The sequence below is a fragment of the Acidovorax sp. SUPP3434 genome, assembly GCF_030159015.1.
Taxonomy (GTDB): domain Bacteria; phylum Pseudomonadota; class Gammaproteobacteria; order Burkholderiales; family Burkholderiaceae_C; genus Paracidovorax.
This window is the reverse complement of the sequence record NZ_BQXL01000004.1, coordinates 71,442-94,048: the sequence shown is the minus strand read 5'-3', so window position 1 is coordinate 94,048 and position 22,607 is coordinate 71,442. Positions and strand designations below refer to the sequence as shown.

The following is a 22,607-nucleotide window of genomic DNA, read 5'->3' as shown; positions in this document are numbered from 1 at the left end:
ACCCCCAGCCACCAGTCCCCCGCCACATGACCCCGGCCCATCGCAACGAATACGCGCTGCTGCAGCAAGTGCAGGTGCGGCAGCAGGCCCGCCGCATCGCCGCCCAGCAGTTCGCCAGGCAACTGGCCCCGGACTTCTCCCTGCTGGAATACCTGCGCAGGAACGAGATGGCGATTTCGGAGTACCTGGCGCTGCTGCTCGATCCGGCGGGCAGCCACGGACAGGGGCCTTTGTTCCTGCACCGCTTTCTGCAGGTGCTTTCGGCGGAGCATCCAGACGCTTCATGGACGCTCGGCAGCCAGCGCTGCCGGATTCAGCGCGAGAAGTCCATCGACGGCGGCCGCATGGACATCCACCTGGAACTGGACCGCGGCTGCATCTGCATCGAGAACAAGCCGTGGGCCGCCGACCAGATCGGGCAGTTGCAGAACTACGCCCGCCATCTCGAAAGCGCCGCGCTCGGCAGGCCCTGGATGCTGGTGTACCTGTGCGGCGCCGGCCCCAGCAGCCGCAGCATCGACGAAAAAAGCCTCCGGGCCATGGAAGACCGGGGGCGGTTCATCTGGCTGAACTGGCCCGGCATCGTCGCCTGGCTGGAAGACTGCGCCCTGCACATCCAGGCCCCCACCGTGCGCCTTTTCGTGGACGCCCTCGTGCAGTTCATCCGACAGAAAATCATTCGGGAGCCTTCGATGGAAAACTCGCAGGGAATCGTGGACGCGATGACGGCTACCCAAGCGAATATCGCGTCGTCCATTCGCATTGCCCAAGCGATGCCGCACATGAAGCGCGCTCTGCTTCGCAAGATTCACGAGCAGATGCAAATGATGGCGGGGGCGCCCGGTGCCTTAGCGGCCCATTGGGACGAAGATTGGCAGACGTCGGAAGAGTGGATCGGCTTTGAATTCGACCTCGGTTTGCGCGATTTGCGACTTCGGTACGAGACGAGCGACCTGACCGAGGCTGGTACTTTCTACTGGGGCATCTACACGAATGGCGAGTTGGCGAAGCGCGACACATTGGTGTGGCCTGAGATTCAGCGCTTGATGAAGCTGCACTATCCCAATGGGCAGGAAGATTGGATTCACTGGCCATGGTGGCAGTATCTGGAACACGATCTGGACTACGACGGACAAGAACAGGAAAGCCGGCAGATGCAGCCATGGATATCCATCGCCGATCCTGCCGGAGCCCATGCTTTTGCCAGCACCGCCATGCGCCGCGCGGCAGAGGTCAAGGAACGGCTATACGCTAGCGCGATCGTGTCGACGCGATGCCACGGGGCTGCTGAATGAGCCTCCCGCCAACGCCCCGCGGCCTGACCTGACCCGTGGCCGCCAAGCCACCATTTACGCACCGCATTTCCCTGGATAGCCCATGCCCCTCGCCCCCTACCTCGACACCGCCCCCACGCTGGACGCCGGCGTCTACCTCCACCCTTCGGCCCAGGTGATCGGCGATGTGCACCTGGGGCGCGACAGCTCGGTGTGGTGCAACGCGGTGCTGCGCGGCGACGTGAACCGCATCGTGGTGGGCGAATGCTCCAACGTGCAGGACCTGGCCATGGGCCACGTGTCGCACCGCCATCCGGGCAAGCCGGACGGCTCGCCGCTCGTGATCGGCAGCCACGTCACGCTGGGCCATTCGGTGATCCTGCACGGCTGCACCATCGGGGACGAGTGCCTGATCGGCATGGGCAGCATCGTGATGGACGACGCGGTGGTGGGCGACCGCGTGATGCTCGGCGCCGGCAGCCTGGTCACGCCCGGCAAGGTGCTGGAGAGCGGCTACCTCTACACGGGTCGCCCGGCCGTGCGGCAGCGGGCGCTGACACCGCAGGAGATCGCGTACCTGCGGTATTCGGCCGAGCACTACGTGCGCGTGAAGAACAACTACCTCGCGGCGGCGCAGGCAGGCGCGACGGCGGCCTGAAGCCCTCGCTGCGCGGCGCGCCCCTTCAGCGCGCGGGCGGCACCGCGGCTTCGCGCCACCACTGGCGGGACGGCGCCGGGGCCCGGATGTCCAGCCGCTCGCCCATCGCCGGCGCCACCAGCGGCACGCCGGCCGCGGCGGCCAGCGCGGTGATGCGCTCGAAGGGCTCGGTCCACGGGTGCAGCGACAGGTCGAACGTGCCGTTGTGGATGGGCATCATGTGGCGGCCCTTCACGTCCAGATGGGCCTGCAGGCTCTGCTCGGGCTGCATGTGCACGTCGGGCCAGTCGGCGTTGTAGGCGCCGGTTTCCACCAGCGTGAGATCGAACGGGCCGAAGCGCTCGCCGATGGCTTGGAAGCCGTTGAAGTAGCCCGTGTCGCCGGTGAAGAAGATGCGGGTGTCCGCCGTCATCAGCACCCACGACGCCCACAGCGTGCGGTTGCCGTCCGCCAGGCTGCGCCCCGAAAAATGCTGTGCCGGCGTGGCCACCAGGCGCAGCCCGCCGAGGGTCGTGCCCTGCCACCAGTCGAACTGCTGCACCTTGGCCGCCGGCACGCCCCAGGCGATGAGCCGGTCGCCCACGCCCAGCGGCGCGACGAAGTGCTCCACCTTGGGCGCGAGTTTCAGGATTGCCGCGTGGTCCAGGTGGTCGTAATGGTCGTGCGAGAGGATCACGCCCGCGATGGGCGGCAGGTCTTCGATGGCCAGCGGCGGCGCATGAAAGCGCTTGGGGCCCAGGAACTGCACCGGCGAGGCGCGCTCGGAAAACACCGGGTCGGTGAGCCAGAACCGGCAGTCGAGCTTGAGCAGCAGGGTCGAATGCCCCAGCCGCCACAGGCTGTCGTCCGGCGCCTGCAGCAGTGCGGCGGTGGTCAGGGGCTGGACGGCGATGGGCCGGTCCGGCACCGTGTCCGCGGGCTTGCCGAGGGCGAACCGCCACAGCACGCCGAGCGTCTTGAGCGCGCCCAGGCGGTGCCGGGGCGCCGCGTTGCGAAAGCGCCCGTCAACGAACTGGGGCGACTGGCCGTACGGAGCGGCCGGCGATTCGGAACAGGAGGACATGCGGTGAGCCATGGCGATGTAGGGAGTGAAGCAGCCGGGAAATCCGGAACATGCGGCGAGGCAGGAAGCAAAGCCTTCGCAAAAACTGCACTGCACAGTGTAGTGTTCGATCCAGAAAAGTAAACTGCCCAGTGTAAAATTTTGCCTATGACCGCCATCGCTCCGCCGCCCTCCCGCCTGACCGACCGCAAGCGCCATGCCATCGTCCAGGCGGCGATCGGCGAGTTCCGCGAGCACGGCTTCGCCGGCACCAGCATGGACCGGGTGGCCGCCGCGGCCGCGGTCTCCAAGCGCACGGTCTACAACCATTTCCCCAGCAAGGACGACCTGTTCGCCGCCATCCTCGGGCAGCTGTGGGACCGCAGCCAGTCGCTGGCGGCCCCGGGGCACGATCCGCAGCGGCCCCTGCGCGCGCAGTTGCTGGAGCTGCTGGAGCGCAAGATGGCGCTGCTGGGCGATGCGGCGTTCATGGACCTGTCGCGCGTGGCCATGGCCGAGATGCTGCACACCCCGGCCCGCGCGCAGGCCATGGTGTCGCGCCTGGGGGAGAAGGAAGAAGGCGTTCCCGCGTGGATCCACGCGGCGCAGCAGGCCGGCCGCCTGCGTGGTGGGGTCGATCCGCAATACGCCGCGCACCAGCTGCAGGGCATGGTCAAGGCCTTCGCCTTCTGGCCGCAGCTGGCGCTGGGGCAGCCGCCGCTCACGGCGGCCCAGCAGCGACAGGTGCTGCACGACGCGGTGGACATGTTCCTGGGCTTCTACGCCGTGCCCGGGCCGGGCGCCGCCACGTGAGCGGACGCCGGCCGGCGCGCTACAGCAGCCCCCGGGCCGCCTGCATCACCCGCTGGGCGAGCCGCTCCAGCCGGGGCGGCTGCTGCGCCCAGCCGTGCCAGACAGGGCCACGTCCGTCGCCGCATCGGGCAGCACGTCGATCAGCTCGCCGCGCTCGATGGCATCGCCGATCTGCAGCTCCGGCACCATGCCGTAGCCCAGCCCCAGCCGGATCGCCGCAACGAAGGGCTCCGATGCCGGCACGTAATGGCTCGGATAGGCGCTGGCCTGCAGCCCGAACGCATTGAGCAGCGCGTTGGCCTGCAGCGGGTCCTTGCGGTTGAACACCACCGTGGGGGCCCGGCGCGCCGACGCCCGGGTGATGCCGCGCGGCCCGAACCATTGCGCGGCGAATGCGGGCGAGGCCACCAGCCGGTAGCGCATGCGGCCCAGCGGCTCGGCCGTGCAGCCGCGCATGGCATGCGGCTGGGCCGACACGCAGGCATGGGCCAGGCCGGCCTCCAGCAGCGCGTGCGTGTGCTCCTGGTCGTCCACCACCAGTTCGATGGCGATGCGCTCGCGCTGCAGCACGCCCGACAGCGCCGGCAGCAGCCAGGTGGCGAGCGAATCGGCGTTGATCGCGAGCGTGACGGCGAAGAACGCATCCGCCTCCCCATCGCCGCCCGAGAGCCCCGCCAGCAGGTCGTGCTCCATGACGCGGGCGCGCTGCAGGTGCTGCAGTAGTTGCCGGCCCGCCCGGGTGGCGCGGCTGGGCCGCCCGCGCACGATGAGCGGCTGGCCGAGCCGCGTCTCCAGCGCCCGCACGCGCAGCGACACCGCCGAGGGCGTGATGTGCAGCGCGGCGGCGGCCTGCTCGAAACTGCCCGCCTCGGCCACGGCGAGAAAGGCTTCGCATTGTTTGGAATCCAGTGCCATGGCGCCTTTGGGGTTGAAAGCTGAGGAATTTTCAGCCAAATCGATATTTTCCCCATTCAGGATGGGATTCGGCCCCGGCCCCAGACAATTCGCCGATGTGGTCTTCCATCACCCCTTTTCTGCATGGTTTCGGCGCCGGGGCCGGCCTGATCATCGCCATCGGTGCGCAGAACGCGCATGTGCTGCGCGTCGGCCTGCTCGGGCGGCACGTGGCCCTCACGGTGGGCACCTGCATCGCCATCGACGTGATCGCGATCGCCGCGGGCGTGGCCGGCATGGGCGCGCTGATCCAGGGCCAGCCGTGGCTGCTGGCGATCGCCCGCTGGGGCGGCGCGGCGTTTCTGGCCTGGTACGGCCTGGGGGCGCTGCGCCGCGCGTTGCGGCCCGATGGCGCCCTGGCCGCCGGCCTGGGCGCGCCGGGCGCAGGCCCCACGGCGCGGCAGGCGCTCGCGGCGGTACTGGCCGTGTCGCTGCTCAACCCGCACATGTACCTGGACACCGTGGTGCTGCTGGGAGCGCTGGGCGGCCAGCAGCCGGCGGGCCAGCAGCTGCGCTTCACGCTGGGCGCCACCACGGCCTCCACCCTGTGGTTCCTCACCCTCGGGCTGGGCGCGCGGCGGCTGGCGCCGTGGTTCGCCCGGCCGCTGGCCTGGCGCTGCCTGGACGCGGGCATCGCGGCGGTCATGTTCTCGATCGCTCTGTTCCTGGCCTTCACCCCACTGCATTCCACCCCATGACCGCACCCCTCCTCGCCACCCGCAGCATCACGCTCGCCACCCTGCCCTCCCTCTACGCCGTCGCCCGGCTCGCACCGCAGGCGGCCATTCCGCCGTGGGCCGATGGCGAGGGGTTCGTCTCGATCTCGCGCAGCGGCGAGGAGCTGTCGATCACCTGCCTGCAGGCGCGCGTGCCGGACGGCGTGCAGGCCGACCGGGGCTGGATGGCGTTCCGTTTCGTGGGGCCGTTCGGCTTCGGCGAGACAGGCATCGTCCTGTCGGTGATCCGCCCGCTGTCGGAGAACGGCATCGGCATCTTCGTGGTCTCCACCTTCGACGGCGACCACCTGCTGGTGTCGCAGGCGGACGGAGAACGCGCCTGCGCGCTGCTGGCCGCCGCGGGCCACCGGGTGGTGCCGGCGGCCGGCTGAAAGGTCGCGGGCGGGGACCGAAGGCGGGCAGAATCGGCGGGATCGCCGGCTTGGGGCTTGCTTCCCTCCCGCAGCCGGCCCCTTCCCACCGGAGCCCGCATGACCATCGCATTGCCCAAGGACGTCCACCAGCAGGCCGTGGCCTCGATCGAGCGGTATTTCCGCGACAACATGGAAGAGAAGATCGGCAACATCGCCGCCAGCGGCCTGCTGGGCTTCTTTCTGGAGGAGATCGGCCCCAGCGTCTACAACCAGGCCGTGGCCGACGTGCAGGAGCGCCTGCAGCAGCGCGTGGCCGAAGTCGATATCGAGGTGCACGAAGACGAATTCCGGTACTGGCAGAAGTTCGACCGCGCGGCAAAGAAAGGCCGGCCATGACCGCGCTGCTGCGCCCCGCCCGACCCTCCGACGCCCCGGCCATCGCGGCCCTGCACACCGCCAGCTGGCGGTTCGCCTACCGGGGCGCCCTGTCCGAGCACTACCTCGCCACCGACGTGGAGGTCGACCGGCTGGCGCTCTGGACACAGCGGCTTCAATCACCGCAGCCGCCCGCAGGGCAGCACGTGATCGTGGCCGCCGAAGGCGACCGCCTGCTCGGCTTCGTCTGCGCCTACCCGGGCGAAGACCCGGTGTGGGGCAGCCTGCTGGACAACATCCACGTGAGCGCGCAGGCGCACGGGACGGGCATCGGCGCGCAGCTGCTCGCCGCCGTGGCGGACCACTGCGCCGCGGCCTGCGCCGATGCGGGGCTGTATCTCTGGGTGCTGCAGAGCAACCTGCAGGCGCAGCGCTTCTATGCCGCCCACGGGGCCGCGAACGTGCAGGCCGACCAGTGGGACGCGCCCGGCGGCACGCGGGTGCCCACGTTCCGCTTCGCCTGGCAGGCGGGCGCACTGCCCGTGTCCGGGCGGCCGAAGCCCCCACGCGGCGCGCCGGCCTGAGCCCGGCGGGATAATCGGCCCTCGCCCGCCTTCCGCCGCGCTTTGCTGCCCCCCGCCTTTTGCGCGGCCGCCCTGCCCCACACCCATGTCCGCCTCGACCCCCCGCGTGCTGGCCGTCATCCCGCCGATGACGCAGCTGAACACGCCCTACCCCTCCAGCGCCTACCTGACGGGCTTTCTGCGCTCGCGCGGCGTCACCGCGTTCCAGGAAGACCTGGCGCTGGCCCTGGTGCTGCGCCTGCTCTCGCCCGAGGGCCTGCAGGCCGTGGCCGCGCGGGTGCAGGCCCTGCCCGAGGCGCAGCGCAGCCCGGCGGTCCAGTCCTTCGCCGCACAGCAGGACCGCTACCTCGCCACGGTGGCGCCGGCCATCGCGTTCCTGCAGGGACGCGACTCGACGCTCGCGCACCGCATCGCCGGGCGCCACTACCTGCCCGAGGGCCCGCGCTTCGCCTCGCTCGACGTCTATGTGGACGACGAGGGCGGCGACCCGCTGGGCTGGGCCTTCGGCGCCCTGGGCCTGCACGACAAGGCCAAGCACATCGCCACGCTGTACCTGAACGACCTGGCCGACGTATTGCGCGATGCGGTGGACGAGCGCTTCGAGTTCGTGCGCTATGCCGAGTCGCTGGCCGGCAGCCAGCCCACCTTCGACCCGCTGGCCGACGCGCTGGCCGCGCCGCCCACGCTGGTGGACGAAATGCTCGAGGCGCTCACGCACGAGGCCATCGCGCGGCACACGCCCGACGTGGTGCTGCTGTCCGTGCCTTTCCCCGGCTCGGTGTACGCGGCCTTTCGCATCGCGCAGGCCATCAAGGCGCGCTACCCGCACATCGCCACGGTGCTGGGCGGCGGCTTCGTGAACACCGAGCTGCGCGAGCTGGCCGAGCCCCGCGTGTTCGACCATTTCGACTACGTCACGCTGGACGCGGGCGAGCGCCCGCTGCTCGCGCTGCTGGAGCACGTGCAGGGCCAGCGCGGCCGCCAGCGACTGGTGCGCACCTTCGTGCGGGGCGACGACGGCGCCGTGCAGTACGTGAACATGATGGAGGCCGACATCGCCTTCGCCGAGGTGGGCACGCCCACCTGGGACGGCCTGCCGCTGGACCGCTACCTCTCGCTGCTGGACATGCTCAACCCCATGCACCGGCTGTGGAGCGACGGGCGCTGGAACAAGCTCACCGTGGCCCACGGCTGCTACTGGAAGAAGTGCAGCTTCTGCGACGTGAGCCTGGACTACATCAGCCGCTACGAGGGCGCAAGCGCCGCCGTGCTGGCCGACCGCATCGAGCAGATCGTGCGCGAGACCGGGCAGACCGGCTTTCACTTCGTGGACGAGGCCGCCCCGCCGAAGGCCCTCAAGGCGCTGGCCACCGAGCTGATCGAACGCAACGCCGGCATCTCGTGGTGGGGCAACGTGCGGTTCGAGAAGACCTTCACGCCCGATCTGGCCGAGCTGATGGCCGACTCCGGCTGCATCGCGATCTCGGGCGGGCTGGAGGTGGCCTCGGACCGGCTGCTGCAGCTCATGAAGAAGGGCGTGTCGGTGGACCAGGTGGCGCGCGTGACGCGGGCCTTCACCGATGCCGGCATCCTCGTGCACGCCTACCTGATGTACGGCTTTCCGACCCAGACGGTGCAGGACACCGTGGATGCGCTCGAATACGTGCGCCAGCTGTTCGCCAACGGCTGCATCCAGAGCGGGTTCTTCCACCGCTTCGCCTGCACCGTGCACTCGCCCGTGGGCAAGAACCCCGGGGAGTACGGCGTCACGCTCGCGCCGCTGCCGCCGGGCGGCTTCGCCAAGAACGACGTGGCCTTCATCGACCCCACGGGCGTGGACCACGACGCGCTGGGCGGCGCGCTGAAGAAGGCGATCTACAACTACATGCACGGCATCGGGCTGGACGAGGACGTGCGCGCCTGGTTCCCGTTCAAGGTGCCCAAGACCACCGTGGCGCGGCACCGCATCGAGCGGGCGCTCGCCAGCCGCGCGCACTGAAAAGTCAATCGCCCGAAGGGACCGGGGGAACTGGCGGATCGGCGGCCTGCCATGCCACGTCGACGGCCACCCGGCACCCCTGGCCCGGGGCGGTTTCGAGCTGCAGCACCGCCTCCAGGGCGATCGCGCGCTGCCGCATGTTCGCCAGTCCCATCCCCTGCGCGCCGGCCCGCGTGGCATCGAAACCCCGGCCGTCGTCCTGCACGCAGACCTGCAGGCACGGCCCCCGGCGCAGCACCGATATGCCGACGCGGCGCGCTCCGCTGTGCCGGATGGCATTGGTCACCGCCTCCTGCAGGAGCCGCAGCAGGTTCAGCGCACGCGCCCCCTCCAGCCGCACCCCGTCCAGGCCCTCGGCATGCCAGCGGGCATCGATGCCCGCGGCCTGCAGGCGCGACATCAGGCGGCGCCGGGGGGCGGCCAGCAGGGCCTGCAGATCCCCTTGCGGCACATGGGCCGTGGTGTCGATGATCAGCCGCAGGTCGTCGCTGATCTGGGCCAGCACCGCGAGCGCCTGCGGCGCGGGTACCGGCACCTGCGGCGCCTCGCCCCAGCAGGCCGCCGCATGGACCAGCGTGCCGCCCAGGCCGTCGTGCAGGTCGCGCACCATGCCGATGCGCTCGGCCTGGCGGGCGTTGGCCAGTTCCAGGGCGCGCTGCCGGGCCAGCGCCGCGGTCAGCTCGGCGCGCGCGCCCTCCACCTTCTCGCGCAGTTCCGCATTGAAGTAAGCCTCGCGCTCGAACGCGCTGCGCAGCCGCCACGCCAGCAGGAACGCCATGCTCACGAGCGAGAAGGTGGAACAGACCACCGCGTAATATCGCGTGTCGTCGATCCACGCGAGAAGGGCCGCCATGTCGTGCAGCCCGCCGGCCAGCGCGATCACCACGGCCAGCGCCAGCGCGATGCTGGAGGGGCTGCGCGTGCGCAGGGCGTGCTGCAGCACATAGGCCACCGCCAGCATGAACAGCAGCAGCCCGGCCAGCAACGTCGCCATCCGCACGGCCGGCAGCGCCTGCGGATACCGGCCCATGGCCAGGATGCCGGCGAGGACGGCCGCGCCCAGGGTGCAGGCCAGGGCGGCCTCGCAGCGGACATGGCGCCGGCCGGCGAAGCGGAAGACGAAGACCAGGTAGCTGCCGGCGAACAGCAGCAGCAGCGCGGCCATCGCGAACTGCCATTGCGGCACGGTGCGCAGCGGCCACACGCCCGTGGCCACCTGGTTGTAGCAGCCCGCGGACCACGCCAGCGCCGTGAGCGCGAACCATCCGTACAGCCGCTCGCGCGGCCAGCAGATCCACAGCATGAGAAACAGCAGCGCCATGGCCACGTTGACCCCCAGGCTCACCTGCTGCAGGCCCACGCGCCACCATTGCGCCTGGGCATGCAGGCGCTGCACCGGGTCCGCGGCCCCCAGCCACACCTCGCTCAGGCCGCCCACATAGGGCGCGTAGCCGGTGATTCGGACCAGCAGCGTGTGCTCGACCCCGGCCTGCGCACGGCCCGGCCCCGGCGCCCGCAGCGCGCCCAGGCGCACGAAGCGCGGCTGGTTCCAGGCCCGGGTCAAGCCGGGTTCGGCCAGGAGCTCGTCGCGCCACAGCAACTGGCCGTCGAGCCACACCGCGCCAGCCATGTTCATCGCGTCCAGGGCGAGTGCGAACTCCCGGTCCGCGGGGATGTCGGGCGGCAGCGTGAAGCGCAGGCGGTACCACACCACGCCGTCGTGCGCGGGCCAGCGGTCGCTCCAGGCATCGGGCAAGGTGACGGGCACCCAGCCGTGCGCGGGCGGCACGGCCACGGCGGGCGCCTGGGGCGCCATGGCCTCCAGCGGCTCGCCGCGCACCGACTCCACGGCGGTGAAGGCCAGGAGATCGCCCGCCCCCCAGGCCCGCGGGGATGGCAGCAAGGCGCTCACCAGCAGGGCCACCGCACCCAGGGCGAGCAGGGCAGCCAGTGCCAGCGAGGCACCACGCGACGCCCTGCGCTCCACTAGAGCCAGCCTTGCGCCTGTGCCAGGACCACGGCCTCCGTGCGGGTGCGCACCACCAGCTTGCGGTAGATGCTGCGGGTGTGGCATTCCAAGGTGTGCACGGACAGGCCCAGGGTGTGCGCGATCTCGCGGTTGGTGTCCCCGAGCGCCACCTGGTGCAGCACCTGCAACTCGCGCGCCGACAGCGCCACGCGCAGCACCCCGTCGGCAGCGCCGCTGCCGGCGCCAGGGGTTGGCGGCGCGGTGCTGGCGCATTGGCCGGGGGCCGAGGCCAGCAGGGCGAGGATGCGCGCGGCGACCAGCGGGTCGATAGGCGCCCCCCCGGCCCGCATGCAGGCCAGCGCGCGCACCAGTTCATCGTCTTCGGCGCTCTTGAGCAGGTAGCCCCGCGCGCCGGCCTGGATGGCCGCGACGATGGTGTCGGTGTGCCCCCAGGCGGAGACCACCACGGCCTCCAGTGGCGGTCGGGCCCGCGAAAACGCCTCCAGCAGCGCCAGTCCCGAACCATCGGGCAGGTGCAGGTCCACCAGCGCCAGATCGAAGCCCCGCGCGGGCCACAACGCGCCGGCCTGGGCCAGGCTGCCGGCGTGCGCCACCGAGGCCCCGGGATGGACCTGCCCGAGCAGGCGGGCCAGGCGCCGCGCGCAGGCGGGGTCGTCCTCCACCAGCAGCACGGCGGCCACGGCCGGCGGTGCGGGCGCGCTCATCGGCAGGGGCGCCGCACGCAGGAAAAACAGCACGCATCCCCGATATCAGGGATGCGCGCGAGGCACTGCCTCTCTAGTCTTGCGGGTCGGGGGTGCCGGCTGCTACAGGTGGGCGGCACCACCCGCCCGGCAACCGATTTTTCACAAACATGCATTTTTAGGAGGTGAACGATGACTCAGGTGCTCATGCAATGCGCGGCGATCCACGTGCCCACGGGCGAGCTGGCGGCCAGCCGGCAGGGATATTCACATGATTCGGAAATAAAGACCAGCAACACCGACTGGATGGCGCACCTGCCGGACGGGCGCAGGCTCAGCGAGCTGTCCCTGCCCGGCACGCACGACACCATGTCGTTCTATGGCGGCGACATCACCCAGACGCAGTCGATGCCGCTGGCGAACCAACTCAAATCCGGCATCCGCGTGCTGGACATCCGGTGCAACCACACCAAGGACGAACTGCCGATCTACCACGGCATCCAGTTCCAGTACGCGTACTTCTCCGACGTGCTCGCCACCGTGATCGACTTCCTGAAGACCCACCCGTCGGAAACCGTGTTCATGCGGATCAAGCAGGAGGGCGACGGCGGCGGCAACACCGAGACCTTCGAGGAAACGTTCAAGAACCGCTACTACCAACCCAACCAGGCCGCCTTCTGGCAGCCGCCCGCGGACGGCACCGGCGGCAACCCCGTGCTCAAGGACCTGCGCGGCAAGATCGTGGTGCTGCAGAACTTCACCGCGACGCACCAGTACGGCATCGCGTACCCCGGCGCGTTCAGCATCCAGGACGAGTGGAAGCTGGGCACCAACTGGGACCTGTACGACAAGTGGGAAAAAGTCAAGGCACATGCCCGCGCGGCGATCGCCGGAAGCCGCGACCAGGCCTATATCAACTACCTGAGCGCCGCGTCCGGCTCGTTTCCCTATTTCGTCGCCAGCGGGGCGTCGAGCCCCCAGACCAACGCCCCCCTGCTCATGACGGGGCGGACCACCCCGGGCTGGAAGAACAGTTGGCCCGACTTTCCCCGCGTCAACTGCTTCATCGGCATCTGCTCGATCGCCTTCGACGGGACGAACCAGCTCCTGTACCCCCGCATGGGCCCAGGTGGGGAACTGCACGGGCGGGTGGGCATGGTCATGGCCGACTTCCCCGGCCCCGGCCTCATCAGCGCGGTGATCGCCACCAACGGCTGACGCCCCCGCCGCAGGGTCTGCCACAGGGCCCTCGCCTTGGCCGCCGCGCCATGGCGGGGGGCAGGCGCCTGCGTACACTACGCCGGTCCCGGCTTTCCCTCCTGCCCCATGCACGTATCCCGGCTGCGCCCTGTTTTGTCCCTGTTTCCTAAGGCGCGCCCGAGGCTATACGCCTGGGTCCTGGCGGCCCTGGCGGCCCTGGCGCCCGGCGCCTGGGCCGACGCGGGCCGCCCGCAGCCCGTGGCGGCCGACCCGGCCTTCTCGACCCCGGCCCCGGAACACATCGCCAGCCCGGCCATGCTCCGCGCGTTCCTGACGGAACTGCGGCAGACGCGGCGGCCCCAATCGTTTTGCTTCGTGCAGCAAGCGTTTCCGCCGTCCAAGGCCGATCCGGAAGGCTTTGCGCTGGTGTGGATGGTCTGGACCACCGGATCACACATCTACCGGCTGCGGGTGCCGCCTCCGATGCCGCCGGGGGCCCCGAACCCCGCACAGGACGACGACCCGGCCGAGCGCGGCGCGGCGCTGGCGAATGGCAAATCGGTGAACCTGCGGACCGACGTGGTGCCCACCGACGAGGCCGTGGGGTCCAGCACCTTCCTCGTGAGCCGCGCCTGGGTGGAGCGCGTCCAGGGCCAGTGCCGGCGCATCGGCACCGCGGTGCGCGTGCCGGCGTTCCGCCCGCCGCCGCCATGACGCTGCACTGAGGCCGCCCTGGGCGCCTTCCAGGCGTCTCGGCCCTGCCCCGTTCCCTCTTCCCTTTTCTCGTCCCTCTTGCCACTTCGCGGCGCATTCCGTGTGGAGGCCCGAGGCACCTGCCTGCGGGTCTGCCGCAGCCCCCTTTTTCCTTTATTTCTCTCTCTTCCGATCCGAGCCCTTTGCCATGCCCAATGCCCTCCTGAAGTTCGCCTACAACGACCCGGTGCCCAGCGTATTGACCCTGGTGGTGGGCAACAAGCTGCGCGTCAAGCTCGAGGCCATCGACAAGCGCCAGAAGCTCGTCGCCGTGAGCGACATCCCGAACCTGCTGGAGGTGAGCAGCACCCACAACAGCCGCGCCGACTCGTGGGCCTTCGTGGTCACGGCCCTGCGCGAGGGCAATGCCAAGCTGGCCATCCAGGTGCAGCAGGGCGCGGGCGCGCCGCTGCTGACGATCACCCCGCCGCTGGTCAGCATCACGATCCGAAAGCCGGTGTCGCTGCCCGATGCCGCCTCCGAGGCCGGCATGCTGATGCGCCTGTTCCTGGCCGAGGCCCCGGCGCCACAGACGTGGCGCGACACCGGCGTGAAGGACATCGAGGACGCCAAGCAGGGCATGCGCATGATGCGGCGCGTGCTCCACAACCGGCTCGCTTCGGGCAAGCCGCAGGACTTCGGCGCCCCCAATGCGCGCAGCCTGACGGACATCGTGCGTGCCAGCGCCCACGGCGTGCAGTTCAAGGGATTCGACCAGTATCCCCGGCTGGGCGGGGGCCAGGAAAAGGTGATCAACGGGGTGCTGGCACTCGTCAACGACGCCACCAACCTGCGCTGGAACGCCCAGTACACGGCCTTCTACAACGCGGCGCTCGAGGTGGCGACGGAGGGCCTTGCGCCCGACCCCAGCCCGACCGGGCTCTTCGGCTGGCGCACCGCCGGCTCGGGGGCGCCGTCGCGCGAGTTCAGCGAGTTCAAGACCTCGGGCGGCAACACGTTCTTCACGCACGCCACCCAGCGGGTCCGCCCCTGAACCAAAAGCGCACGGGGCGCGTGCCCCTCAGCGCTCGATCATCTCCCGCACCTTGGCGGCCAGCGCGCCCACGTCGAAGGGCTTGGTGATCACCTCCATGCCGTATTCCAGCAGGCCGTTGCCCACGGCCGCATTCTCGGCATAGCCGGTGATGAACAGCACCTTGAGGCCGGGGCGCGTGACGCGGGCAGCGTCGGCCACCTGGCGGCCGTTGAGGCCGCCGGGGAGCCCCACGTCGGTGAGCAGCAGGTCCACGCGGCGCCCGGACTGCAGCACGTGCAGGCCCGCCGGCCCGTCGCCCACCGAGACGACCCGGTAGCCCAGGTTTTCCAGCTCTTCGGCGATGAGCCCCCGGATGATGGACTCGTCCTCGATGACCAGCACCACCTCGCCCTCGCCGCGGTGGTCGTCCATGGCCGGCAGCTCGGGCACCTCGGCATCGGCGTCGCCCAGGTAGCGCGGCAGGTACAGGCACATGGTGGTGCCCTCGCCGGGCACCGAGTAGATGCGCACCTGCCCGCCCGACTGGCGCACGAAGCCGTACACCATCGACAGGCCCAGGCCCGTGCCCTGCCCCATGGGCTTGGTGGTGAAGAAGGGGTCGAACGCGCGGGCGGCCACGTCGGGCGCCATGCCCGCGCCGGTGTCGGTCACGCACACCGAGATGTACTGACCCGGCGCCAGCTCGCGCTCGGTGGCGGCGCGGTCGTCCAGCCACTTGTTGGCGGTCTCGATGGTCAGCCGCCCGCCGTGCGGCGACATGGCGTCGCGCGCGTTGATGCACAGGTTGAGCACCGCGTTCTCCAGCTGCGACGGATCGACCCGGGTGAGCCACAGCCCCCCCGCGCCGACGACCTCCACCTCCACGCCCGGGCCCACCGTGCGGCGCACCATCTCCTCGATGCTGCCGATGAGCCGGTTGACGTCCACCGGCTTAGGGTCCAGCGTCTGGCGGCGCGAGAAGGCCAGCAGGCGCTGGGTGAGGGACGCGGCGCGGCGCACCGAGCCCTGCGCCATGCCGATGTAGCGCTCGGCGTTGTCGAACTTGTGCAGCGCGATGCGCTTTTCCAGCACCTGCAGGCTGGCGCTCATGGCGCCCAGCAGGTTGTTGAAGTCGTGCGCGATGCCGCCGGTCAGTTGGCCGATGGCCTCCATCTTCTGCGCCTGGCGGTACTTGGCCTCGACCTCCATCAGCTCGTGGGTGCGCTGCGCCACCGCCTGCTCCAGCGACTCGTTGACCTCGCGCAGCTGGGCCTCGGTGCGCGCGCGCTCGGCGGCGGTGCGCGTGCGGGCGGCCACTTCGCGCATGAAGGCGATCTCCTCGCCCGTCCACTCGCGCACGTGCTCGTGGTGGGCGAACAGCATGGCCACCAGCTGGCCGTGTTCCACCACCGGCATGTTCATGAAGGCGCGGGCGCACAGGCCCTCCAGCGCCGGGGCCCGATCGCGGGTGCGGGCGTCGCCGCGCACGTCGGCCACGCACACGGATTCGTCGCGCGCCAGGTCGTCCAGGAAGCCGCCGAAATCGGGCAGGTGCAGCACCGGCGCGAGCGGATCGCAGCCGGGCGCCATCCAGTCGTGGTGAACGTGCACGGCCTGCGCGGCGGCATCCACCGCGCCATAGCCCGCGCGGCTGACCTTCAGGGTGCGGCCCAGGGTTTCGGCCGCGGCCAGGCAGACGGCGTCCACGCTGTCCAGCGACCGCAACTGGTCGGAAAACCGCGCCAGCGCCTCGCGCCGCGCCTCGGCCGCCATGCGCTCGGTGATGTCCACGCCCTCCACGAAGATGCCGGTCACCGCGCCCGCGGCATCGCGGATCGGCTGGAAAACGAAGTCCACGTACAGCTCGTGCTCCGGCCCGCCAGGCTCGGCCTGGCGGACGTAGCGGGCGGCATGCGCCGTGAGGGCCTCTCCGCTGCCATAGACCCGGTCCAGCAGCTCGACATAGCCCTGCGTGGCCGCGTCCGGCAGCGCCTGCGCCACGGTCAGGCCCAGCAGCGGGCGGTTGCCCACGAGCCGCAGGTAGCCGGGGTTGGCCAGCACGATGCGGTGCTCGGGCCCTTCCAGCATGGCCATGAAGCTGGGCGACTGCTCGAACAGCTGGGCGAAACGCTCCTGCTCGCCCTTGAGCTGCCGCTCGGCCTGGACCTTGGCGGTGGTGTCCACCACCAGCGCGAGCACGCCCGCGGGCTGCCCGGTCCCGTCGAGCAGCGGCGAGTAGTCGAGGTTGATCCACACCGGCTCGGCACGCCCGTTGAGGTTCAGCACGAACGGCTGGTCGCGGTAGCTCAGGGTGCCGCCGGCCAGGACGGTGTTCACGACGTGGCGGTTGAACTGCGCCGCCTCGGGCCAGGCGTCGCCGATGTTGCAGCCCAGCAGCTGCGGATGGCGCTGGCCCGAGAAGGCCGCATAGGCGTCGTTGTAGAGCAGCACGCCGGACTGGCCCCACAGCGTGGCCATGGGCACGGCGGCGTGCAGCATGGTGGAAATGGCCCATTGCATGTAGGCCGGCCAGGCGGCCAGGGGGCCGAGGGGCGTGGCGGCCCAGTCATGGCGGGCGATGCGCTGCGCCATCTCGCCGCCGGAGGCGAGAAACGAAGGGGGGTGGGTGGGGACGCCGCTGGACATGGCACGGTTTCCTATCGATCGAAAGCGACCCGCCCCATGCCCGGCGGGGCCGGATTGCGACCCGTCATGCGAACGCTCCTTCTCGTTGATTTGCTCCTGAATTCATAGCGTAATGCCCTAGTGTTTATTGCGGTGACCGGCATTTTCAATGGGGTTATCCATGCCGCACCGAAAAAAGAAGATCCAGCCCTGGTGGCGGGGTTCCGGGCGCGCTCAGTGGCGCGCAGCCGGGCGTTTGGGGGGCGGCACCTCCGGTTCGTCGCCACCGAAGATGCGGCGCAGGGTTTCACCGATGCGGGCGCCGATGGCCGTGCCGACGCCCGGCGCCACGGCCGTGCCCACGGCCGCCCCGGCCAGCGCGGCTGGCGGAAGGGTCAGCGTGGTGTCGTCCATGGTGCCACCGAATTCGAGTGGAATGCCCACCACGCCGTCCACCAGGTCCACGGCCACGTGGCCGCTCACCCGCCGGTTCTGCAGCACCGCGTCGCCCGTGGCCGTGAGCACGCCGGAGGTCGCCTTGAGGTCGCTGTAGCGCACGATGGTGCCGCCGCGGTCCGCCTCGGTGCGCACCACGCCTTCCAGGCTGTCGAGCTGCGTGGTGCCGCCGCGCTGGGTGCCCACGGTCTTCACGGCCCGCTCCAGGTCGAAGGTCAGCAGCCGGGCGCGCGCCACCGTGAAACGGGTGCGGGTGTGCAGGGCCTGCACCGCCTCGGCCGGGTCGGCCCCCTCGGCGATCAGGTCGGTGTGGCCGCTGGCCTTTCCGGCCACCACGGCGCGGCGCTCGAAGGCGGCCATGACGCCCTCCACATCGACGCCGGTGAAGTCGATGGCGCCCGTCACCCGGTAGCGGCCGTTGATCTCCTGCAGACGCAGGGTGCCCTGCTCGGTGCGCCCGCCGGCGGACACGTCGGCCCGCCAGCGGTCCTCGGCGCCCTCGCGCGCGATGGCCATGCGCGTGGGCACGGGTGCGCCGGCGCGCTCCAGCCAGGCCTGGCGGGGCCGCCATGCGGTGTCGAATTCGGCGCTGCCGGCGTAGACGAGCGTGCGCCCGTTGCGGCCGATCCAGCGCACGCCTTGCCAGTCGGCCCGCTCCACCGGGATGGGGGCCAGGGTGAACGGCAGGGAGGATTCGGCGCCGCCATCGGTGGGACGCACCTGGAAATCCGACAGCGAGGCCTGCGGGATGGTGGCGTTCTCCAGCTGCAGGTCGGTCAGCGCCAGGCGCCGGTGCAGCAGGTCGCCCCAGCGCACGCCGGCCGAGAGGCGCCCGGCGCTCAAGGGGGCTTCCTGTTCGGTGCGCACGTCGCGCAGTTCAATGCGCGGCGAAGGAAACAGCGACCAGTGCAGCTGGCCGACCTGGACCGGCACGCCCAGCCGCTCGGTCGCGGCATCGCCTGCGCGGCGGGCCAGTTCGGCCTCGGACGGCCACCAGATCGCCAAGGCAGCCGCGCACGCCAGCGCCACGGCAGTGGCGCCCAGGGCAATCCAGCGGAGGCGGTGGCGCGGCATGTGCGTCAGGAAGGTTCAGAAAGGTCAAAAAAGCCCCGGGCGCGGGCGGCGGGACGTGCTGCGATACCGAAGGGCTACGTTATCGCAGGGCCCGGCCGTGGCAGGTCGGCCCTGTCCTACGCGGCTGTGGGTCCAGGGGCCGAAACGCGGCGCCCCGCCCCCCGGCGGGACCGGTGTGCATTGACCCTAAACTCGCCCACGCCCTACCGGCCGTTCCCCCCATCCAGACGGCACCCGCACGCCGCGGTGCCCATACCTTTTCAGGAGACCTTCCCGTGACTTCCCCCTACTTTCCCCGCTGGCGGGTGACCACCGCTGCCCAGGGCGCCGTCGTCGCCCCCGACGAACGCCTGCCCTGGGGGCAGACCGCCGTGATGGGCGTGCAGCACGTGATCGCGATGTTCGGCGCCACGGTGCTCGCGCCTATCCTGATGGGGTTCGACCCCAACGTGGCCATCCTGATGAGCGGGCTGGGCACGCTGATCTTCTTTCTCATCACCGGCGGGCGGGTGCCGAGCTACCTGGGCTCCAGCTTCGCCTTCATCGGCGTGGTGGTGGCCGCATCGGGCTACGCCGGCCAGGGGCCCAACGCCAACATGGCCGTGGCGCTGGGCGGCATCGTCGCGTGCGGCCTGGTCTACACCCTGATCGGCGCGCTGGTGCAGGCCATCGGCACCGGCTGGATCGAGCGCTTCATGCCCCCCGTGGTGACGGGCGCGGTGGTGGCGGTGATCGGGCTGAACCTGGCCGGCATTCCCATCAAGAACATGGCGGCCAACAACTTCGAGAGCTGGATGCAGGCCGTCACCTTCGTGTGCGTGGGCCTGGTGGCCGTGCTCACGCGGGGCATGGCGCAGCGCCTGCTGATCCTGCTGGGGCTGATCGGCGCCAGCGGGGTCTATGCCATGTTCACCAACCTGCTGGGCTGGGGCAAGCCGATCGACCTGTCGGCCCTGGCCTCCGCCCCCTGGCTGGGCCTGCCGCACTTCACGGCGCCGGTGTTCAGCGGCTCGGCCATGCTGCTGATCGCGCCCGTGGCCGTCATCCTGGTGGCCGAGAACCTGGGCCACATCAAGGCCGTGACGGCCATGACGGGCCAGAACCTGGATCGCTACATGGGCCGCGCCTTCATCGGCGACGGCATCGCCACCATGGTGAGCGGCAGTGCGGGAGGCACGGGCGTGACCACCTATGCCGAGAACATCGGCGTGATGGCCGCCACCAAGATCTACTCCACCGCCGTGTTCCTGGTGGCGGGCCTCATCGCGCTGCTGCTGGGCTTCAGCCCGAAGTTCGGCGCGCTGATCCAGGCGATTCCGCTGCCGGTGATGGGCGGCGTCTCCATCGTCGTGTTCGGCCTCATCGCGGTGGCCGGCGCCAAGATCTGGGTGGACAACCGGGTGGACTTCTCGAACAACAAGAACCTCATCGTGGCGGCCATCACGCTCATCATCGGCACGGGGGACTTCACGCTGAAATTCGGCGACTTCGCGCTGGGTGGCATCGGCACCGCCACCTTCGGCGCCATCGGGCTCTACGCGCTGCTGAACCGCCAGCGCTGACCCCTGCCGCAGCGGGCGCCCGGCCGCTGGTGCGGCCTCAGCGCCGCACCAGCGTCCAGACCAGTTCCAGCCCCGCGGCCAGCAGGTCGAAGCCTTCGCCCGCGCCGGTCAGCCGCTCCCGCTCCATCTCGCGCCGCTCGCGCGAACGCACGCGCTCCAGGGCCACCAGCGCATCCGCCACGTCGGAGGGCCCGGGCGCGGCGGCAGCCGGTGCGGTCCGAGCCGCGCTGGCATGGCGGTCCAATGCCCGGTCCACGGCCTGCGGGTCCAGCAGCGACAAGGCCGAGCGGCAATAGGGACAGGCGTGGTCGTTGCGGATGTCCACCGTGCCGCCGCAACTGGTGCACTGGATGGTGCCCACGCGCTCGGCCAGCGCGTCGATCTCCGCCACCGACAGGTGCCGCACGAACCCCTTTTCCACCATGAGCGAGCCGAAGGTGCTGAACCGGCCGTGCCCTGCGGGGCAGCGGAAGGTCTTGTACCGCCCGCCCTTGACCACGTCGAAGCCGGGCTCCAGCGCGCGCGGGCAGTGCGGGCATTGCAGCCGCTGGGCCACCGGGTGGCGCGCATCCCCGCGGTGCTGGTGCAACAGCTCGAACAGCGCCACCACCCCGGCCGGGGCCAGGCGCGTGTTCTCCCGCGGGTCGAACCACAGGCCCTGGCAGGCGAAACACAGGTCCAGCTCGATGGTCTCGCTGCCGTGCGAGCGGAAGCGATGGGACTCGGCGGGCTGCCGGCAGGAGGGGCAAAGGGAGGTCGTGGACATGGGTGGCATCGATCGTACCGCCGGTCGCCGCGGGTGCATTCCAAAGTGACCGGGACCGCTTTCGCTCACGGGTAAACCCTGAGTGGCGACACAGGCGGCTGCTAAGATTTCGAGCCGCCTTGCGGTCTCTTGCGGCCGCCTCTCCTTGCGCAGAAAGCACCCTCCTATGACCCCACCCAGCCGCGTTCTCAACCCCCTGCTGCGCGAACGCACCCTGTCGGCCGAACAGGCCGCCGAGCTGATTCCCGACGGCGCGCGCGTGGGCATGAGCGGCTTCACCGGCGCGGGCTATCCCAAGGCCGTGCCGGCGGCGCTGGCCCGCCGCATCGAGCGGCTGCATGCGGCCGGCGAGGCCTTTCGCATCGGCCTGTGGACCGGAGCCTCCACCGCACCGGAGCTGGACGGCGCGCTGGCCAAGGTGGGCGGCATCAGCATGCGCATGCCCTACCAGTCCGACCCCACCTGCCGCCAGCAGATCAATGCCGGCCAGATGCAGTACGTGGACGCCCACCTGTCGCACGTTGCGCCCTACGTGTGGTTCGGCTTGTGGGGCAAGCTGGACGTGGCGGTGATCGAGGTGGCCGGCGTGCTGCCCGACGGCCGGCTGATCCCCTCATCGTCGGTGGGCAACAACAAGACCTGGCTGGACCAGGCGGACCGCATCATCCTGGAGGTCAACAGCTGGCAGCCCGAGGGACTGGAGGGCATGCACGACATCTACTACGGCACCGACCTGCCGCCCAACCGCGTGCCGATCCCGCTGGTGCGCCCGGCCGACCGCATCGGCGAGCCCTACCTGCGCTGCGACCCGGCCAAGGTGGTCGCCGTGGTGGCCACGCACGCGCCGGACCGCAACTCGGCCTATGCCGCACCGGACGACACCTCCCAGCGCATCGCCGGCCACATCATCGAGTTCCTGCAGCACGAGGTGGCGCGGGGCCGCCTGCCGCCGGGTCTGCTGCCGCTGCAATCCGGCGTGGGCAACATCGCCAACGCCGTGTTGGCCGGCCTGAACGCCGGGCCGTTCGACCACATGACGGCCTACACGGAGGTGCTGCAGGACGGCATGCTGGACATGCTGCGCTCGGGCAAGCTCGACAGCGCCTCGGCCACGGCGCTGTCGCTCAGCCCGGCGGCCACCGAGGAATTCACCCGCCACATCGACTTCTACCGCGAGCGCATCGTGCTGCGCCCGCAGGAGATCAGCAACCACCCCGAGCTGATCCGCCGCCTGGGCCTGATCTCGATGAACGGCATGATCGAGGCCGATATCTACGGCAACGTGAACTCCACGCACGTGATGGGTACGTCCATCATGAACGGCATCGGCGGCTCGGGCGACTATGCGCGCAACGCCTACCTGTCGATGTTCCTCACGCCATCGCTGGCCAAGGGCGGCGCCATCTCGTGCATCGTGCCCATGGCCTCGCACGTGGACCACACCGAGCACGACGTGCAGGTGATCGTGACCGAGCAGGGCCTGGCCGACCTGCGCGGGCTGTCGCCCTCGCAGCGCTCGCGCGTGGTGATCGAACGCTGCGCGCACCCGGACTTCCGCCCCGCGCTGCGCGACTACGTGGCCCGCGCCGAGGCCAGCGGCTGCGGCCGCCACACGCCCCACCTGCTGGGCGAGGCGCTGTCCTGGCACGAGCGCTACGTGCGCACGGGGACCATGCGCGCCTGAGCGACCCGCGCGGCGGGAAGGGCGCCGGATAATCCGGCCCACTTTCCCG

19 protein-coding genes and 1 pseudogene are annotated in these 22,607 nt (G+C 70.6%); 13 read left to right on the top strand and 7 right to left on the bottom strand.

The annotated features are described in order from the left end of the window. The first annotated feature begins 26 nt into the window (after positions 1-26). Complete coding sequence (locus tag AVKW3434_RS09425; RefSeq protein WP_284405630.1) at positions 27-1,295, top strand: PDDEXK-like family protein; 1,269 nt, start codon at positions 27-29, stop codon at positions 1,293-1,295. A gap of 82 nt (positions 1,296-1,377) precedes the next feature. Continuing rightward, positions 1,378-1,932, top strand: a complete 555-nt coding sequence (locus AVKW3434_RS09420; protein WP_284405629.1) for a gamma carbonic anhydrase family protein — start codon at positions 1,378-1,380, stop codon at positions 1,930-1,932. A gap of 25 nt (positions 1,933-1,957) precedes the next feature. On the opposite strand, the gene AVKW3434_RS09415 is transcribed toward AVKW3434_RS09420, so the two are convergent. Continuing rightward, positions 1,958-2,995: an MBL fold metallo-hydrolase gene (locus AVKW3434_RS09415; protein ID WP_284405628.1), complete on the bottom strand. Its 1,038-nt coding sequence runs from the start codon at positions 2,993-2,995 to the stop codon at positions 1,958-1,960. A 147-nt stretch (positions 2,996-3,142) separates the two neighbouring features. Here AVKW3434_RS09415 and AVKW3434_RS09410 point away from each other — a divergent pair, with 147 nt between their 5' ends. Continuing rightward, positions 3,143-3,787 (top strand): TetR/AcrR family transcriptional regulator, encoded by a 645-nt coding sequence (locus tag AVKW3434_RS09410; RefSeq protein ID WP_284405627.1) that lies wholly within the window; start codon positions 3,143-3,145, stop codon positions 3,785-3,787. Between the two features lie 19 nt (positions 3,788-3,806). On the opposite strand, the pseudogene AVKW3434_RS09405 reads toward AVKW3434_RS09410, so the two are convergent. Next, positions 3,807-4,702: pseudogene (locus tag AVKW3434_RS09405) on the bottom strand (LysR family transcriptional regulator ArgP). 95 nt (positions 4,703-4,797) lie between these two features. Here AVKW3434_RS09405 and AVKW3434_RS09400 point away from each other — a divergent pair. From AVKW3434_RS09400 to AVKW3434_RS09380, 5 genes are all read left to right on the top strand, one after another. Continuing rightward, a complete protein-coding gene (locus AVKW3434_RS09400; RefSeq protein ID WP_284405626.1) occupies positions 4,798-5,439 on the top strand; it encodes a LysE/ArgO family amino acid transporter in 642 nt (213 codons plus the stop codon). Continuing rightward, entirely contained in the window at positions 5,436-5,849 is a 414-nt protein-coding gene (locus AVKW3434_RS09395; RefSeq protein ID WP_284405625.1) for an ACT domain-containing protein, read from the top strand. The genes AVKW3434_RS09400 and AVKW3434_RS09395 overlap by 4 nt, the downstream gene beginning before the upstream one ends. Before the next feature lie 99 nt (positions 5,850-5,948). Further along, on the top strand, positions 5,949-6,227 hold the full coding sequence (locus AVKW3434_RS09390; protein ID WP_272566177.1) for a DUF2164 domain-containing protein: 279 nt from the start codon (positions 5,949-5,951) through the stop codon (positions 6,225-6,227). Continuing rightward, positions 6,224-6,790, top strand: a complete 567-nt coding sequence (locus AVKW3434_RS09385; protein WP_284405624.1) for a GNAT family N-acetyltransferase — start codon at positions 6,224-6,226, stop codon at positions 6,788-6,790. Before AVKW3434_RS09390 ends, AVKW3434_RS09385 begins: the two co-directional genes overlap by 4 nt. A gap of 85 nt (positions 6,791-6,875) precedes the next feature. Further along, positions 6,876-8,789 carry a B12-binding domain-containing radical SAM protein gene (locus AVKW3434_RS09380; protein ID WP_284405623.1) on the top strand — a complete coding sequence of 638 codons (1,914 nt, stop codon included), beginning with the start codon at positions 6,876-6,878 and terminating at the stop codon, positions 8,787-8,789. Positions 8,790-8,793: 4 nt separating this feature from the next. Here the strand turns inward: AVKW3434_RS09380 and AVKW3434_RS09375 are convergent, their stop codons facing one another. Further along, positions 8,794-10,776, bottom strand: a complete 1,983-nt coding sequence (locus AVKW3434_RS09375; RefSeq protein WP_284405622.1) for an ATP-binding protein — start codon at positions 10,774-10,776, stop codon at positions 8,794-8,796. Next, positions 10,776-11,483, bottom strand: a complete 708-nt coding sequence (locus AVKW3434_RS09370) for a response regulator transcription factor (protein ID WP_284405621.1) — start codon at positions 11,481-11,483, stop codon at positions 10,776-10,778. The genes AVKW3434_RS09375 and AVKW3434_RS09370 overlap by 1 nt, the downstream gene beginning before the upstream one ends. A 171-nt stretch (positions 11,484-11,654) precedes the next feature. Here AVKW3434_RS09370 and AVKW3434_RS09365 point away from each other — a divergent pair, with 171 nt between their 5' ends. The 3 genes from AVKW3434_RS09365 to AVKW3434_RS09355 all read left to right on the top strand — a co-directional run bounded on the left by AVKW3434_RS09365 (position 11,655) and on the right by AVKW3434_RS09355 (position 14,409). Next, positions 11,655-12,680, top strand: coding sequence for a phosphatidylinositol-specific phospholipase C (locus tag AVKW3434_RS09365; RefSeq protein WP_284405620.1), 1,026 nt, complete (start codon positions 11,655-11,657; stop codon positions 12,678-12,680). 135 nt (positions 12,681-12,815) lie between these two features. Beyond that, positions 12,816-13,376, top strand: a complete 561-nt coding sequence (locus AVKW3434_RS09360; protein WP_284405619.1) for a hypothetical protein — start codon at positions 12,816-12,818, stop codon at positions 13,374-13,376. A gap of 187 nt (positions 13,377-13,563) precedes the next feature. Beyond that, a complete protein-coding gene (locus AVKW3434_RS09355) occupies positions 13,564-14,409 on the top strand; it encodes a hypothetical protein (RefSeq protein WP_284405618.1) in 846 nt (281 codons plus the stop codon). A gap of 27 nt (positions 14,410-14,436) precedes the next feature. On the opposite strand, the gene AVKW3434_RS09350 is transcribed toward AVKW3434_RS09355, so the two are convergent. Continuing rightward, the gene (locus AVKW3434_RS09350) at positions 14,437-17,037 is read right to left on the bottom strand and encodes an ATP-binding protein (protein ID WP_284405617.1); all 2,601 of its coding nucleotides are present in this window, start codon (positions 17,035-17,037) and stop codon (positions 14,437-14,439) included. Positions 17,038-17,250: 213 nt separating this feature from the next. Beyond that, the gene (locus AVKW3434_RS09345) at positions 17,251-18,546 is read right to left on the bottom strand and encodes an AsmA family protein (RefSeq protein ID WP_284405616.1); all 1,296 of its coding nucleotides are present in this window, start codon (positions 18,544-18,546) and stop codon (positions 17,251-17,253) included. A 275-nt stretch (positions 18,547-18,821) separates the two neighbouring features. On the opposite strand from AVKW3434_RS09345, the gene AVKW3434_RS09340 reads away from it, so the two are divergent. Continuing rightward, positions 18,822-20,108, top strand: a complete 1,287-nt coding sequence (locus AVKW3434_RS09340; protein ID WP_284405615.1) for a solute carrier family 23 protein — start codon at positions 18,822-18,824, stop codon at positions 20,106-20,108. Positions 20,109-20,145: 37 nt separating this feature from the next. On the opposite strand, the gene AVKW3434_RS09335 is transcribed toward AVKW3434_RS09340, so the two are convergent. Further along, positions 20,146-20,874 carry a TFIIB-type zinc ribbon-containing protein gene (locus AVKW3434_RS09335; protein ID WP_284405614.1) on the bottom strand — a complete coding sequence of 243 codons (729 nt, stop codon included), beginning with the start codon at positions 20,872-20,874 and terminating at the stop codon, positions 20,146-20,148. 166 nt (positions 20,875-21,040) lie between these two features. Here AVKW3434_RS09335 and scpC point away from each other — a divergent pair, with 166 nt between their 5' ends. Then, positions 21,041-22,558, top strand: a complete 1,518-nt coding sequence (gene scpC / locus AVKW3434_RS09330) for a succinyl-CoA:acetate CoA-transferase ScpC (protein WP_284405613.1) — start codon at positions 21,041-21,043, stop codon at positions 22,556-22,558. Positions 22,559-22,607 lie beyond the last annotated feature (49 nt).

Bases quoted from the DNA above. Each gene is read 5' to 3' on its own strand.
- AVKW3434_RS09425 (WP_284405630.1), top strand. From the start codon at position 27: ATGACCCCGGCCCATCGCAACGAATACGCGCTGCTGCAGCAAGTGCAG.
- AVKW3434_RS09420 (WP_284405629.1), top strand. From the start codon at position 1,378: ATGCCCCTCGCCCCCTACCTCGACACCGCCCCCACGCTGGACGCCGGC.
- AVKW3434_RS09415 (WP_284405628.1), bottom strand. From the start codon at position 2,995: ATGTCCTCCTGTTCCGAATCGCCGGCCGCTCCGTACGGCCAGTCGCCC.
- AVKW3434_RS09410 (WP_284405627.1), top strand. From the start codon at position 3,143: ATGACCGCCATCGCTCCGCCGCCCTCCCGCCTGACCGACCGCAAGCGC.
- AVKW3434_RS09400 (WP_284405626.1), top strand. From the start codon at position 4,798: ATGTGGTCTTCCATCACCCCTTTTCTGCATGGTTTCGGCGCCGGGGCC.
- AVKW3434_RS09395 (WP_284405625.1), top strand. From the start codon at position 5,436: ATGACCGCACCCCTCCTCGCCACCCGCAGCATCACGCTCGCCACCCTG.
- AVKW3434_RS09390 (WP_272566177.1), top strand. From the start codon at position 5,949: ATGACCATCGCATTGCCCAAGGACGTCCACCAGCAGGCCGTGGCCTCG.
- AVKW3434_RS09385 (WP_284405624.1), top strand. From the start codon at position 6,224: ATGACCGCGCTGCTGCGCCCCGCCCGACCCTCCGACGCCCCGGCCATC.
- AVKW3434_RS09380 (WP_284405623.1), top strand. From the start codon at position 6,876: ATGTCCGCCTCGACCCCCCGCGTGCTGGCCGTCATCCCGCCGATGACG.
- AVKW3434_RS09370 (WP_284405621.1), bottom strand. From the start codon at position 11,483: ATGAGCGCGCCCGCACCGCCGGCCGTGGCCGCCGTGCTGCTGGTGGAG.
- AVKW3434_RS09365 (WP_284405620.1), top strand. From the start codon at position 11,655: ATGACTCAGGTGCTCATGCAATGCGCGGCGATCCACGTGCCCACGGGC.
- AVKW3434_RS09355 (WP_284405618.1), top strand. From the start codon at position 13,564: ATGCCCAATGCCCTCCTGAAGTTCGCCTACAACGACCCGGTGCCCAGC.
- AVKW3434_RS09350 (WP_284405617.1), bottom strand. From the start codon at position 17,037: ATGTCCAGCGGCGTCCCCACCCACCCCCCTTCGTTTCTCGCCTCCGGC.
- AVKW3434_RS09345 (WP_284405616.1), bottom strand. From the start codon at position 18,546: ATGCCGCGCCACCGCCTCCGCTGGATTGCCCTGGGCGCCACTGCCGTG.
- AVKW3434_RS09335 (WP_284405614.1), bottom strand. From the start codon at position 20,874: ATGTCCACGACCTCCCTTTGCCCCTCCTGCCGGCAGCCCGCCGAGTCC.
- scpC (WP_284405613.1), top strand. From the start codon at position 21,041: ATGACCCCACCCAGCCGCGTTCTCAACCCCCTGCTGCGCGAACGCACC.